The organism is Flavobacterium hibernum, assembly GCF_000832125.1.
In the GTDB taxonomy this organism is placed as follows: Bacteria; Bacteroidota; Bacteroidia; order Flavobacteriales; family Flavobacteriaceae; genus Flavobacterium; species Flavobacterium hibernum.
This window is the reverse complement of record NZ_JPRK01000008.1, coordinates 335,132-350,219: the sequence shown is the minus strand read 5'-3', so window position 1 is coordinate 350,219 and position 15,088 is coordinate 335,132. Positions and strand designations below refer to the sequence as shown.

General features: G+C 32.4%; 11 protein-coding genes. 1 reads left to right on the top strand and 10 read right to left on the bottom strand.

Annotated elements, in window-relative coordinates:
• Positions 1-14: 14 nt before the first annotated feature.
• The 6 genes from pruA to map form a co-directional block, all read right to left on the bottom strand.
• Entirely contained in the window at positions 15-1,640 is a 1,626-nt protein-coding gene (gene pruA / locus IW18_RS10670) for an L-glutamate gamma-semialdehyde dehydrogenase (RefSeq protein ID WP_041517557.1), read from the bottom strand.
• Positions 1,641-1,794: 154 nt separating this feature from the next.
• Positions 1,795-2,181: a Co2+/Mg2+ efflux protein ApaG gene (apaG, locus tag IW18_RS10665; protein WP_041517556.1), complete on the bottom strand. Its 387-nt coding sequence runs from the start codon at positions 2,179-2,181 to the stop codon at positions 1,795-1,797.
• Positions 2,182-2,260: 79 nt separating this feature from the next.
• Complete coding sequence (locus IW18_RS10660; RefSeq protein WP_041517555.1) at positions 2,261-3,523, bottom strand: type IX secretion system plug protein; 1,263 nt, start codon at positions 3,521-3,523, stop codon at positions 2,261-2,263.
• 82 nt (positions 3,524-3,605) lie between these two features.
• Positions 3,606-6,509 (bottom strand): DEAD/DEAH box helicase, encoded by a 2,904-nt coding sequence (locus IW18_RS10655; RefSeq protein ID WP_041517554.1) that lies wholly within the window; start codon positions 6,507-6,509, stop codon positions 3,606-3,608.
• 125 nt (positions 6,510-6,634) lie between these two features.
• Entirely contained in the window at positions 6,635-7,408 is a 774-nt protein-coding gene (locus tag IW18_RS10650) for a class I SAM-dependent methyltransferase (protein ID WP_041517553.1), read from the bottom strand.
• Positions 7,409-7,434: 26 nt separating this feature from the next.
• The gene (map, locus tag IW18_RS10645) at positions 7,435-8,253 is read right to left on the bottom strand and encodes a type I methionyl aminopeptidase (protein ID WP_041517750.1); all 819 of its coding nucleotides are present in this window, start codon (positions 8,251-8,253) and stop codon (positions 7,435-7,437) included.
• 258 nt (positions 8,254-8,511) lie between these two features.
• Here map and IW18_RS10640 point away from each other — a divergent pair, with 258 nt between their 5' ends.
• Positions 8,512-9,768 carry a DUF445 domain-containing protein gene (locus tag IW18_RS10640; RefSeq protein WP_041517552.1) on the top strand — a complete coding sequence of 419 codons (1,257 nt, stop codon included), beginning with the start codon at positions 8,512-8,514 and terminating at the stop codon, positions 9,766-9,768.
• 101 nt (positions 9,769-9,869) lie between these two features.
• On the opposite strand, the gene IW18_RS10635 is transcribed toward IW18_RS10640, so the two are convergent.
• From IW18_RS10635 to IW18_RS10620, 4 genes are read right to left on the bottom strand one after another with little or no spacing between them, the layout of a single operon-like run.
• Positions 9,870-11,258, bottom strand: coding sequence for a TolC family protein (locus IW18_RS10635; RefSeq protein ID WP_041517551.1), 1,389 nt, complete (start codon positions 11,256-11,258; stop codon positions 9,870-9,872).
• A complete protein-coding gene (locus IW18_RS10630) occupies positions 11,258-12,604 on the bottom strand; it encodes an HlyD family secretion protein (RefSeq protein WP_041517550.1) in 1,347 nt (448 codons plus the stop codon). Before IW18_RS10630 ends, IW18_RS10635 begins: the two co-directional genes overlap by 1 nt.
• Positions 12,598-14,268 (bottom strand): peptidase domain-containing ABC transporter, encoded by a 1,671-nt coding sequence (locus IW18_RS10625; protein WP_041517549.1) that lies wholly within the window; start codon positions 14,266-14,268, stop codon positions 12,598-12,600. Before IW18_RS10625 ends, IW18_RS10630 begins: the two co-directional genes overlap by 7 nt.
• 14 nt (positions 14,269-14,282) lie before the next feature.
• Positions 14,283-14,954, bottom strand: a complete 672-nt coding sequence (locus IW18_RS10620) for a TetR/AcrR family transcriptional regulator (protein ID WP_041517548.1) — start codon at positions 14,952-14,954, stop codon at positions 14,283-14,285.
• Positions 14,955-15,088: the final 134 nt, after the last annotated feature.

The following is a 15,088-nucleotide window of genomic DNA, read 5'->3' as shown; positions in this document are numbered from 1 at the left end:
TTGAAGCTAAGAAATTAACCTAAGAAAGGGTATCTGTAATCTTCTGGAGTTACAAAAGTTTCTTTGATAGTTCTAGGAGAAGCCCAACGTAATAAGTTTAATGCAGAACCTGCTTTATCGTTAGTTCCTGAAGCTCTAGCTCCACCAAAAGGTTGCATTCCTACAACGGCTCCTGTTGGTTTATCATTGATATAGAAGTTACCGGCAGCATTTTGTAATTTAGTAGTTGCTACTTCAATAGCATAACGATCTTGGCTAAAGACAGCACCAGTTAAAGCATACTCAGAAGTAGTATCAACTAATTCTAGAGTTTCTTCCCATTTCGCATCTTCGTATACATATATTGTAATTACTGGTCCGAATAATTCGGTTTCCATTGTGGTATATTTTGGGTTTGTAGTTACAATAACTGTTGGCTCAATAAAGTAGCCAACTGATTTATCATAATTTCCTCCAACAATAATTTCAGCGTCAGCATCTTTTTTAGCTTGGTCGATAAAACTAGCTAATTTGTCAAAAGAACCTTCGTGAATAACGGCAGTGATGAAGTTTCCGAAATCTTCCGGAGAACCCATTTTCATAGATTTAACATCAGCAATTAATTGTTCTTTTACAGCTGGCCATAAACTTTTTGGAATATAAGCTCTTGAGGCTGCAGAACATTTTTGTCCTTGAAATTCAAAAGCACCACGAGTAATACCTGTAACAACTTGTTTCACGTTAGCACTTGGATGTGCAATGATAAAATCTTTACCACCAGTTTCTCCAACGATTCTTGGGTATGTTTTGTAATTGTGAATGTTTGCTCCAATTTTTGCCCAGATATCTTTAAATACGTGAGTTGATCCTGTAAAGTGAACTCCAGCGAAATCACGGCTTGCCAATACAGTATCAGTAATCATTAAGGCATCTCCAAAAACAACGTTGATAACTCCATCAGGAACACCAGCTTCTTTAAAAACTTCAAGGATAATTTTTGTAGAAAACACTTGGCTGTCACTTGGTTTCCAAACCACAACGTTACCCATCATAGCAGCACTTGCAGGAAGATTTGCAGCAATAGCAGTAAAGTTAAAAGGAGTAATAGCGTATACAAATCCTTCAAGAGGTCTGTATTCTAAACGGTTCCAAGTTGTAGAATCTGATTTTGGCTGATCTCCGTAAATTTGAGTCATGAATTCTACGTTGTAACGTAAAAAATCGATCAATTCGCAAGAAGCATCAATTTCTGCTTGGTGAATATTTTTAGATTGTCCAATCATAGTTGCTGCATTAATACGAGCTCTGTATGGACCTGCAATAAGTTCAGCAGCTTTTAAGAAAATAGCAGCACGCTGTTCCCATGCCATATTTGCCCATGCTTTTCTTGATTCAAGAGCATTTGCAATTGCTTTTTCGATATGTTGTTTTTCAGCTAAATGATATTTTCCAACAATATGTTTGTGATCATGTGGCGCTGTAATATTTCTAGTATTTCCAGTTTTAATTTCTTCACTTCCAATATATAAAGGAACATCAATTTGAGAGTTCCACATTGTAGTGTAAGCCGCTTGAACTGCTGCTTTTTCTGGTGAGTTAGGTGCGTAGCTTTTTACTGGCTCGTTTACCGCTTTTGGTACATGAAAGAATCCTTTTAGCATGTTATTTAAATTAGATAATTAGACAATTTAAAGGTTAGATGATTTGATTTATTACGAATAATCTAACGTTGCACAAAAGTACAAAGGATAAATTAATAATTTGACAATTTTATGATTTAGATAACGATAAAAAATGCAGTTTTTAAACTGTAATTTAGTTTAAAGCAAACGGAGCGCACATTCTAAAAGTTGGAACAATAACTTTGAATGTTTTTGTAGTAGTAAAATTGATCATATTAAAATGACCTTTCATTGCACCATACGGCGATGATAACAAGCAACCTGAACTGTAAGTGTGATTTTCACCAGGTTTTAAAACTGGTTTTTTTCCAATAACGCCTTCTCCATCAACAATTTCTAAATCGTTCAAAGAATCAAATATTTCCCAGTGACGGGACGTTAACTGAACTGAATCTTTACTGTGATTTTCTATTGTAACTACATAACTAAAGGCAAAGTGAATCTTGTAGTTCTTGAAGTAAGTACCTTCAAAACTAGTCAAAACTGATATTTTTATGCCTCTTGTAATCTGAGAAACCATACTAAAGTAGTATATATGTGTGCGTTATATGTGCAAAGCTACAAAAAAAAATCATCCGATTTAAAACCTTAACAATGTTTTAATTTATGATGTTTATGGAGTTTGCATTTCCTTTTCCGATAACTCTTTGGTATCGATCTGTACTTTCTTTATAATAAACCAAGATGGTGTATTCATTTTCAGTTTGATAGAAGTTACCATCGATCGCATTTTCAAAATCAATAACACCTTTTTTGTCGGCAATAAAGTATTGAAAACTTGTAAAACCTTGCTTAATCATTACTGCTTTTTCAAAAAGCCCCTTTTCACTATTATAATCCATTTTGTATTCTGGCGATAAGCTGTAATTGTTAAACATTCCGCCAATATAAATGTCTTTCGTTGATGATCTGAAAGTAGGAGCAGACAAGCTAAAATAAACCCAGGCATAATCTGCCTCGATTTCATTATTCGAAGCATTTATATTCTTAACTACAAAATAGCCGTTTACATCCTGGTTTGTGGTGTAAATTTGATTTGCTCTTGCTTGATTCGTAAATAAATAAGAATTGTAAATATCGCCGTTAGCGCCAACTTTTGCAACATTTGTCGCGGCGGTGCGAATATCTTTGTTTTCGAAATATAAAAACTCATTTCCGCCCCAAAATTGGGTTTCTTTATCATACTTGTAAATCAACTGATTTCCAATTGTGTATTGAGGAGGTACATTTTTAATAGCGGTATTAAAATTACCATTTTGCAATAATAGAACTTTTACGTTTTGTAAAGGAGTTTGAAAAACAATGTCGTTGGATAAAATTGAAAAATCTAAATTTTGTTTATAATCAATATTCAGTACATTTCGGCTTCGTTTTACCTGAGCAGCAACTGTAGAATGATTTTCGTATAAAATGAATTTTCTTGAAAAAATAACTTCTTTGTCTTCATTAAGAATCTTAAGTATGTAGTTTCCCGAAATTCGTAATTGAGTAGTGAACTGATTAGGGAACGAAAGTCGATAATGAGAATAAATTTGAAGCGTATTAAATGAGTTCGAATAATCTGTTATTCTTTGGTTATCAAAACCCATTATATAATCTGTTTTCGGAATGTCCGTTGGTTTCCAATTGTAATCGCAATGCGTGATTTCAAAATAATAATTAGCTTCATTGCCAAATAAATCGTCAAATTGAAATGAAAAAGTATCACCTAATTCGAATATTGGAACTACCGGACTACCATTTTGAACAAACGAAACAGTTTTAATATTGTAGGGTGGATCAATCTCGTTTTGTATTTCTTGAGCTTTCGCCGAAGTAAAAATAAATAACAGAACTAAGCTTGTATATAAAAATTTTGGCATCGTATTACATTGTAAGATTGTAAATATAGCAATTTTTTATAACGAAAAATGAGCCAATATATTGGTTCTAAAAAACAAATTATTATGCCCCCAAAATAAATTCTAAATTATTTTCGATTTCATCGCTGATAAAGCTTTCTTCCAAAAGAGAGTCAGATAATAACTTTTTGTTCTCCTGTAGTTTGATTATTTTTTCTTCAACCGTATTTTTAGAAATAAAACGAATAACATTTACTTTATTCAATTGTCCAATCCTATGTGCTCGTCCCACTCCTTGTTTTTCAGCAAAAGGGTTCCACCACGGATCTAAAAACAAAACATATGAAGCTTTTGTAATATTTAAACCAACACCACCCGCTTTAAGCGAAATAAAAAATAACAAAGGATTTTCTTTTTCCTGAAATAATTTTACCTGCTGTTCTCTTTTACTTGCTGGAGTTTCGCCGGTAATCTCACAAAAATCTATTTTATTTTCTTTACACCAAGAAGTGTAAAAACTCAAATTAGTAACAAACGAACTAAAAATGATTACTTTTTGCTTTGCTTTGACTAAATTTTCCAGATAATGAGTAACTGCAATATATTTTCCGGAATCAATTTCTGATTCCTGATCTACCATTTTGGGATGGTTACTCAATTGTCTTAATTTCATCAAAGTATTTATAATACTGATTTTATCAGGACTAGATCCATCTGTTTTTAGTAAAAAATTACGGGCTTTAGATTTTTCTTTCTCGTATAGTTTTTCCTGTTCAGGATCCATATCGCAATAGTAAATCTGTTCCGTTAACTCGGGCAAATCTTTTAAAACCTGTTCTTTGGTTCTTCTTAAAATATAAGGCTGAATAAGATTTTTTAGTTCAGATAAACTATTCTCATCCTGTTTTTTCTCAATCGGAATTTTAAAATTCTGAGCAAAAAAATCGTAACTGCCCAAAATATCTGGGTTTATGAATTGCATTTGCGACCATAAATCGTCCAGCGAATTTTCGATTGGTGTACCACTCAACGCTATTTTATGAGCAGTATTAATTTTATTGATAGCTTTAAAAATCTTAGAATTTTTATTTTTGATATATTGACTTTCATCCAAAATTAAATAGCGGAAATCATATTTTTCTAAGATTGAAATATCACGATGAATAATACTATAGCTGGTAAAAATCAAATCCGTAGATTTTAAGTGGGGTGCTAATAATTTTCGATCATTACCCACATATTGCATTTTTGAAAAGTGAGGCGTAAATTTTCCTGCTTCGTTGTACCAGTTAAAAACCAATGAAGAAGGCAGAACAATCAGCGCTTTTAAAGGTTCTCGCTCAATAGTTGTTTCGTTGGCAAACAAATCAAAATTCGTGGTTCTGGTAGTAAAACCCAATTGCTCCTGCACGGCAACCAGAACGGCCAAAGTTTGTAGTGTTTTTCCAAGTCCCATATCATCGGCAAGGCAAGCACCTAAATTGGAGTTGAAATGACCCAAAAGCCACTTTGCGCCCTCAATTTGATAAGGTCTTAATGTTGCTTTTAATAATTCCGAAGCCGTATATTCAGCTTTCTGAATAATGTCGTTTTTAATTTCCGGAATAGCATCCAAAGCCGTAAAATTACTTTTACGCAAAAGAAGATTTCCATTATCTGTTTTAGCCAATTTAGCCAACGAACCATATTTACTAAGCCATTCTAAAGGAATCAAAAAGTAATTTCCATCGGGCAGTAAAAAGAGTCTTTCTTTGCTTTTTATATTAGGGATAATTTCGCTGAAATTAATATTGAAATCTCCAATCGAAATAATTATTCTGATATCAAACCAATCTTCTTTTGTTTCTTCTTTTGAAGCCGTAATAGTATGGTTTTCGGTAATAATTTCTTTGCTTTCGAGTTTTAAATTTTGGATAGTAAATCCTAAACTTTCCAGCTCTTCTTTGTGATCAATAACAAATTGAATATTGATGTAAGGATCAGTAATTTCTGTTTCGGAGTTTAAACCAAACAATTCGTTTTTGGTTTTTATTAAACCAATTTCGAGTAATTTATCATTATATAAAGATTCATCTGTGCTTCGTTTAAACTGAATGATTTTAGGTTCATTAGGAATACTAAAATCAACAAACGAATGTGTTTTTTTAGTTTTACTAATATCAAATACATATCCGTTATAATCAAAATAAACGTTGAGGTAATAGCAGTTCTTGAAGAAATCGAAAAGAGGTTGAATGGTACTTGAAACAATTTTATCACGAAGTTCGATTTCAAAACCAGTTGCTTCAATATCAATTTTTTTGGCTATTTCGGGGATAAAATTCTTAAAATAATCATCGACTAATCTTGAAGGTATTTCGATTGATTTTTTCTTTAAAAAAGGAAGGAGTTTTTTAGAATTCAGATCTTTTAGTTGCCCTAATTTTTTATCAATAATTAGCCAACTTGGGTTATCCAGAAGAATCTCAATACTACAATTCATGGGTAAAAATGTAGTTTCGTTTTCCTGTAAAGACAATGTATATGTAACTCCTTCCGCGTGTTTGTCAAACTGAATTTGAGGTTCTAAATAAAGAGGCGTGATATCGACTATCGATCTAAAAAAATCCTTTTCGGCACTCATATTATGAGATAGCGGAAATTGCTCTTTTGAAATTAAAGAATAGAATGAAGTTAGATTTAGTTGCAAATGCTGACGAATTGCAAATTCGATTTTGGAATCTTTTTGTAAATCCGTAATTGTTTTCGCCGATTTGATTTTGGTGCTGAACTTCTTAAAAATAAAATCGGGCTTTAAAGATTCGCAAACGGTCAGTATTTTTTTTGTATTCGAATCTAAGTTTTCGAAAACAATTCCAAAACTTTCAAGAATGTCCGGAGTTGCTTTTTTGTTCAAATACTTGATTTCATCGTTATTCTCAATAATATAAGAAGTTGGGATATAGGTGTTCAGATTTTTTTCAAAACTGATGTCAAAACAAAATTGAAATGATTTTGTAGTTTCCAAGGTTTAGAAATTTGGTTGGCTTATAATTTAGGAATTGGGCTAAAAAAAATAAAGAGTTTTCAAAATATCAATAATTTGAAAACTCTTTTTAAGTGAACTTACATCACTTATATGGTGAAAAAAAATTAGTTTTCCGGCTTAAAGCAAAGCGGAATAATTTCTCCTTTTGCTAAGCAATATTTTTCAACTAATTCTGGTGTAATTTTATTAGTGTAATCTTCTTCGATTACGATAAAGCCGATGCTTCTTAATTTGTCAAAATAGTCACGGCCATAAATACGAACGTGATCGTATTGTCCAAAAATTTTAGCGCGTTCTTTTTGATCTGTAATAGTATCATCAGCAAAAGTAACATCTCTTGATAGATCTTGCGGAATTTGTAAAATCGCCATTCCTCCAGGTTTTAGAACACGAAATAATTCCTGCATTGCTTTTGTGTCGTCTGGAATATGTTCTAAAACGTGATTGCACAAAATAACATCATATTCGTTGTCTTTAAAAGGCAAATTGCAAATATCAGCTTTTACATCTGCCAAAGGCGAAAACAAATCGGTGGTCGTATAATCAAGATTCTTTTGCTTACGGAATCTTTTGTAAAAAGCTTGTTCCGGAGCAAAATGCAATACCTTTTTTGGTGCTGTAAAAAAATCAGTCTGATCGTTTAAGTACAACCAAAGTAAACGGTGTCTTTCTAACGAAAGTGTACTTGGTGAAAGCACATTATTACGTTGTTTTCCGTATCCATAAGGCAAAAATGATTTGAAGCTCCTTCCATCAATCGGATCAGTATATTTGGTTCCTTTTAATGAAAATGCCAAAACCGGACGAGCCACATAGCTCAAACGAATTAATAATGGACGAGGAATTGTATTAAGGACTAATTTGAATAATTTTTTCACAGGGTTTTATTCGGGGTTGATTTTAATTATAGAACTAACGGCACTTTTCTGAATTCATCTTCTTCATTGCTTTCGATTCCTAGAGCTTTATAGATGTATTGAAAAGTTGATAATAATTCTGGTTTTCCATCGATTAAAGCAACATCATGTTCAAAATGCGCACTAGCTTTTCCGTCGGCAGTTGTAATAGTCCAGCCGTCTTTGTGTTGTTTGATGTTTTTAGTTCCAAGATTAATCATTGGCTCAATTGCAACAACCATTCCTTCAACAAAAAGTTTACCACGACCGCGTTTTCCGTAGTTTGGCATTTCTGGTTCTTCGTGCATTTTTTGCCCTAAACCATGACCAACCAATTCGCGAACAACTCCGTAACCGTGAGATTCTGTATATTTTTGAATCGCATTTCCAACATCTTCAACACGATTTCCAGCTCTAAATTCTCTAATTCCAACATAAAGAGATTCTTTTGTTACTTGCAAAAGTTTCTTTACTTCTGGAGCAACTTCTCCAATTTCAAAACTATAAGCATGATCTCCATGATATCCGTTTTTAAAAGCACCGCAATCTACCGAAATAACATCACCACTTTCAAGAGGTTTGTTATTTGGAATTCCGTGTACAACTTGCGAATTTGGACTCATACAAAGTGAATTCGGGAAATCATACAACCCAAGAAAACTTGGAACTGCACCATGATCACGAATAAATTCTTCGGCTAATTTGTCAAGATATAATGTAGTAACTCCTTCTTTAATTTCAGAAGCAATCATTCCTAATGTTTTAGATACGATCAAAGCACTTTCGCGCATTAATTCAATTTCTTCTCTACTTTTTTGGATAATCATATTTTTCAGATATTCAGTTCGCAAAAGTACAATTTTAATATTATTTTTTTTATGTTGAGAAGTTTTAAATTTTTTGCCACGAATTTCACGAATTGGCACGAATGAATAGTAATGTAAAAATTGAATTTCACGAATTTGATTGTCTTAAAATTTATAAAAAAATAAATTCGTGTTAATTCGTGGAATTCGTGGCAAACCTTTTCAATTACTATTTGACAGAAAAAACGTAAATTAGTAAGATTTAAAAGTAATGAAATTATGGAAACGTCAATAGATCAGGAAAATATATTAAAAAAGAAAGCTTTAAATAAAATGAAAAGTAATGCTCTTGCGCTCTTAGGCTTTGCAGTACTATTATTTATAATTGCGATTTATTTTAAGATACCAATGTTGCAGGCTTTTAGCGAAGCGGCAATGGTTGGAGGAATTGCAGATTGGTTCGCTGTTGTGGCTTTATTTCGTCATCCGCTAGGAATTCCAATTTGGCATACGGCAATTATTCCGACAAAGAAAAATGAGATTGGCGAAAATCTGGGAAATTTTGTTTCGGAAGAATTTCTAAATCGTGAAAAACTCGAAATTAAAATAGACGAGTTCAACTTTGCTACAAAAGCTTCAGAATGGCTTTCGCATGACGAAAATGCAAATAAAATTGCCAATTTGGTTGTTGTAAATGTTATTCCAGGAGTTTTAAGAACAATAAAAGATGAAGATATAAAGCATTTCATTCAAGTTCAATTTGCAGCAAAATTAGAGGGAATTAATTTTGGAGAATGGGTGGCGTTGGCTTTAGAACCTTTGCAAAAAGGCAATGTAAAGGACGAATTGCTAACCAATGTTCTAAATGTTATGAGCACGGAATTGAGTAACAACAAAGATTTGATTCGGAAAAAAGTAAAAGAATCGACGCCTTTTTTGAGTTTTGGCTTAGCCGATAAAAGTATTACAGAAGGAGTTTTTAATGGTTTGGCAGATTTTTTAAATGAGGCTAAAAAGCCTGGAAGTGACATTAGGATTAAAATCGATGAATATGTTTATAATTTTCTGGATAAAGTAAAAAACTCAGAAGAAATGAGAATCAAAATCAATAATATGATTCTAAGTTTTGCTGGAAAAAAAGAGGTTCAGGATTATATAAACGGAATTTGGGACGAAATAAAATTGTCTATTAGTAATGATTTAGAAAAAGGTGATGAATCATCGATAAAGAAAAATATTTCTGGTTTGATTCAGAGTTTTGGAAACGGAATCAAAGAAGATGCTGTTATGATTGACAAGATCAACAATTTTATCAAGAACGATTTACTTTCGATCCTTCTAAACAATAAAAAAGTAATTGGAGATTTAATTTCTTCAACTGTAAAAAGTTGGGACGGAAAAGAAGTTTCGGAGAAGTTAGAATTAGAAATAGGTAAAGATCTGCAGTATATTAGAATCAACGGAACTTTAGTTGGCGGACTCATCGGACTTATAATTTACGCCGTAGAATGGACGTATCATTATTTTGTAGTTTAATTTTTTGTCACCATATAAGTCATATAAGTTCATTTAAATAAGAGCGCTAAAAGGCAGAAACTTATAATAGCTTATATGACTTATATGGTGAAAAACTTTAATTAATCAGGATTTGCCATAATTTTGAAAAGCTCTGAATTAGAGATGTAAAATCTGTTTTCGAGAGCAATTGAGGCTAATTTTGCACTTACTAAATTATTCTCACGAGTATTAATCAAAAACAATGAACTTTCTCCAAAAGTGAATAAACGTTCTTCAGAATTGAGCATTGTTAAATTGTTTTGCACTAAATCTTTAGCGAGCTTTTTTTGTTTTACAAGCGAATTGATTTCAATTTTTTGAGCACTTATTTTATTGCTTAATTGTGTTTTCTCTAATGCCAAAGTAAATTCGCTTTCCAAAAGCTTATACTTGGCTAATTTTAAGCTTCCGCGTTCTTTACGCAGAAATAAGGGAAAGGCAAAATCTAAACCAATTTTGTAATCTTCAAAACGATAATTGTCAATATAACTAGGCTCAGATAAATAGGAGTAACCCACATTTATTTTCGGCAATAGCATATTTTGCTTCAACTGTTTGTCTACAGTTAGCATATCTATTTTGTTTTGCAAAGCATTTATTTTTGGATGAGTATCCAAGCTAAAATCCTTTTGCAACAAATCGTTTGTTTTTAAAGTTTCCTGCAATGTCGATTCCAGAGCAGTTTCCGGCACAAGATCATCTGAAATTTCTAGCGGAATGTTGTTGTCAATCCACATAAAATTGGACAATTCGAGTTTTGCTTTGGCTAATTTTAACTTAGAATCTTCAAGACTTAAAGCTCTGTTTTTTACAATAATTCCTGCTTCAATACTATCTATGGCTGGTTTATCACCTTGAGTGATCAAAGATTTTATTCCTTCCAAACGTATTTCAGCATTGTTGTTGTAAGTTTCATAAAGCTTCATTTCCTCAAAGTTCTTCTTCCAGTTAAAATAAGCTAATGAAGCATCATACAAAACGCTAACAGCTTGAAGTTTTCTTTCGGACTGGCTTAGTTTTATCTGGATTTTAGCTTTACGAACATCGGCCATTCGTTGATTGATAAATAATCCTTGCCCAAGCGGAACACTGATTCCAAACGAAGTTAATCCTGCATTTGGCGTTGTATTTTCCGGGTTAAGGTAAACACCTTCATTATTGTCAAATCCTGCTTTAAGCTCAATTCCGTACCAAGTTGGAATTTTAAAACTACTATTCAAAATAGAGTAATATTCCTTGTCCTTGAATTGTTTTTTACTAAAATCGACCTCAATTTTCGGGTCAAAACCACCTCGGGCCATCATCAAATTAGCTTGTGCTTCACTTAGTTCTAAATTAGCACTTTTAACCAAAGGATGATATTTTTTTACATATCCAAGAAACTCATTATAAGTAAGTTCTTTAGAAATTGTTTGTTGACCAAATGCGGTACAACTCAAAAAAAGAAAAGCTATAAGTATTCGTTTCATTATTTTTTCTCTTTAGTTTCTTTTTCTCCGCTTTTGTAATAATTAGGAGGGAAGCCGTTTAAGGTTCTCCAGATTTCAAACCAAATTGGTACGGTATCTAATAAAGCAATTGTTTGCGCGCCAGAGCCAATACTTAATTGTTTTGGCCAATGCGCTTCCTCGGCATCTGGAGCAATTAGAACTCTGTATTTCCCGTTGGTGCTTATAAAATTTTCAATAGCAACTACTTTACCACCAAAAGTTCCGTACGACATATCTGGCCAGCCTGCAAATACAATTGTTGGCCAACCATCAAACCAAACGCGTACTTTTTCTCCTTTTTTAATTAGAGGTAAATCGATTGGATTTACATACGTTTCAACGGCAAGATCATATTGCGCCGGCATTATGGTTACAATTGGGGTTCCTTCTTTAATGGTTTCGCCCAAACCTGCTTGCAAAGCTCTGTTGATATAACCGCTTTGAACCGCTTTAATATAATACATACCGTTTCTTAAGCTGTAGTTTGTGTATTGGTTTTCTAATTTACTTACCTGAGCTTCAGTGTCAAATTTGTTGCTCAAGGTTGTAAATTGGTCGCTTTTTGCTTTAGCTATTTTTTCAGAGTATTCTGCAGAAATTCGATTAATCTCAACTTTAGCATTTATATATTCATTTTTACTAGTCAGGTATTTGTTCTCTTGTGTTATTATTTTCGCATCAACATCTTGTTGTTTTAAGCGCTTTTCCTCGACATCTGTAAGTGGTTTTAAGCCTTCTTTATTTAATTGAACCGAACGATTGTATTGCGTATTTGCAATTCGTAATTGTGTTTTGGCGGCAACAAGATCAATACTGTCACTTTTTATTTTTAAAAGAGACTGTCTGACTTTGTTTTTGGCTTGTTCTAATTTTAGTCTTTTTTCATTCTCTATCGCTTGAATCTGAGTTGAAAGGGTTTGTACTTTTTCATCATAAGATTCTAAAGAGTTTTTCTTTGCATCGACCTGATTTTTGGTGTTTTGCACTAAATTCGGATCCATGTAATCTTCTTTAATCTCCGAAATAAATAAAATAGTATCGCCTTTTTTTACAAAATCACCTTCTTGTACGTACCATTTTTCAATTCGACCAGAAATAACACTCTGGATAGATTGTGGTCTTTGATTGGGTTTTAAAGTTGTAACAGCTCCTGATCCGGAAACGTTTTGTGTCCATGGCAGAAAAAGAGCAATTAATCCTAAAATCGAAGTAACAATTATAATTTTGTTTAAAACTTTATATTGAGCTCTATCGTTTAAATTTTTTATAGATGTATATCGATCAAGTGGCTGTAATTTGGTTTTATTATCAGATATGTTTAACATGGCGTATCGTTTTTTTGATCAAGTAAAATAAGGCCGTTTTGCATTGTTATTCTGCGTGTAGATTTTGTTTTCCAATGCGGATTTTTGGATGAAACAATAATCGTCCATTTGTTTTTCTCAGAAGCAATAAAATCGATAATTTCATTGGCAACATTTTCGTCCATAGTATCTGTTGGGTCTTCGTAAAAAAGTATTTTTGGTTTGTGAATTATACTTCTTGCTAATAGTATTTTTTGTGCATTAGACGACGATAATTGTCTTCCTTCAGGATAAATATGCGTATCTAATCCTTTTGGTAATTGTTTTATAAAGGAGCTAAGCTGAACTCCATCTAATGCCCATTTTAAATCCTCAGAACTAATGTTAGGATCATTAAAAGTGATGTTTTCTAAAATAGTTCCTTCAAATGGTGTTTCGTTATGAATGATATTACCAATTTGAGAGCGATATTGTTTGATGTTTATTTTTCTAAAAGTATCATCGTTGATGTAAAATGCGCCAGAACTTTGTTTTAGAATACCAGATAATACTCGAATTAATGTTGTTTTTCCTGATCCGTTTGTTCCGTCGACAACAATTTTTTCTCCTTGTTCAATTTTTAGCGTAATAGAATCAAGCGCATGGATTGGAGCATCTGGAAATTTGAATTTTAAATTCTCAGTTTCTAAAGTGATATTGGTGTAGCAATTATCGCTTTCAGGATCTGTGTTTTCTTCTAATTCTAAATCAGTTACTTGTCCTATTTTTTCGACAGCTGTTAAAACGTCGTAGAAACTTTCAAGTCCAAGAATAATCTTTTCGACAGAATTGATTACTAATAAAATGATAATTTCTGCAGCGACAAATTGCCCAATATTCATTTCCTGACTTAATACTAAATATCCTCCAATAGACAATAAACTGGCAGTAATAATGATTTTGAAAAAAATTAGCTGAGTAAATTGCTTTTTGATCACGCTAAAGTGTTTCTCGCGGTAATTAATATAATTCGTTACAATTGAGTTGTTTTTTTGGAGTGCAAAATCATAGTTTAATTCGTTTTTGAAACTGAAGTTGTTACGAGCCATTTCTTGTAACCAACCGGCAACTTTGTATTTGAATTTTGATTCTTTTAAACTAGTTTCTAAACCAGATGTATAAGAGAATTTAAAGATGAAGTAAAGCAGCATGAACAGTAAAAGTCCGAATACAATAAAATAAGGATGATATAAGGACAGTAATATAAGTCCAAAAACGATTTGGAGTAAAGCGGCTGAGAAATCGGTTAATAATTTTGAAGTTCCTTTTTGAATGGTTAAAGTATCAAAAAAGCGATTTGTTAATTCCGGCGGATAAGTTCCGTACAATTCCTCTGATTTTATTTTTGGTAACCGCGCTGCAAATTCAAACGAAGCACGAACAAATATTTTTTGCTGAAGGTTTTCGGTAATTCGCAATTGCATAAAAGCTAAAATTCCAACAAGTCCAACTCCGGCAACAACTAGAATAATAAGTACAATCCAAGATGCACTTACTCTTCCTGATTGTATAAAGGCTATAATTGCCTGAATTCCCAGCGGAAGCGATAAACTAATTAAACCGGCAAAAATGGCGTAGAAAAAGAGTTGATAAATGTCTTTCTTATCTAACTCAAGTAAATTGTAAAATCGTTTTAATGGTGTCATAATGGTTTTTGTAATTAGCGTAAAACGTTTTCTGCAAGATTTATGTAAAACTGAGTACTGGAAACAGTTTCGTTACAATCTGTAATTGTTTTTAAATGATCTGTTAAAAAGTGCTGATGTAAACTACCTTCTACAATAGTTGAAACTAATGATTTGGCAAACGGATAATCTGGATTTACTTCGTTTACAATAGCAACAATTCTATTAATGAGTCTTTTGTATATTAAAAAAAAGCCTTCTTTGTTTTCCTGATCTACTTCTTTAGTATGAAATGTTTTGGTGAACTCAGCAATTATAATTTTATTTAAAATAGCTTCGTTGATATGATCTGTAGAAAGATCATCAGTCGCTTTTTCTGTAACGATTGTTATTGCCTTTTTTAATTTCTCTTTTTTATCAATGATATTAGCGGTATTAAATACCAATTTGTATTCGATCCAGCTCCAATACCATGAAGATAAATATACTAATAATTTATGTTTATTTTCGAAATAACGGTAAATAGAACTTTCGTTTGACCCAATTTTTTCTCCTAGTTTTTTAAAGGTAAAGTTGTCAAAACCAATAGCATCAATAAGAAGGATACTTTGTTCAACTATTTTTTTTCCTAAGGCAGATGTTTCGGGATCTTTTACGTAGATCTTTTCGTTTACTTGCATTTTTATATTTGATAGTATAATTTCCATAAAAATTATTTTGAGTGCAAATATAATAGTATTACTATTAACAACGAACGTTTAACTTTTATTTATGCCAAAAAAAAAAGCGGCTCTTGTTTTTAGCATCAGTTTTGAGTCTTGGTTTTGAGTCTTGGTTTTCA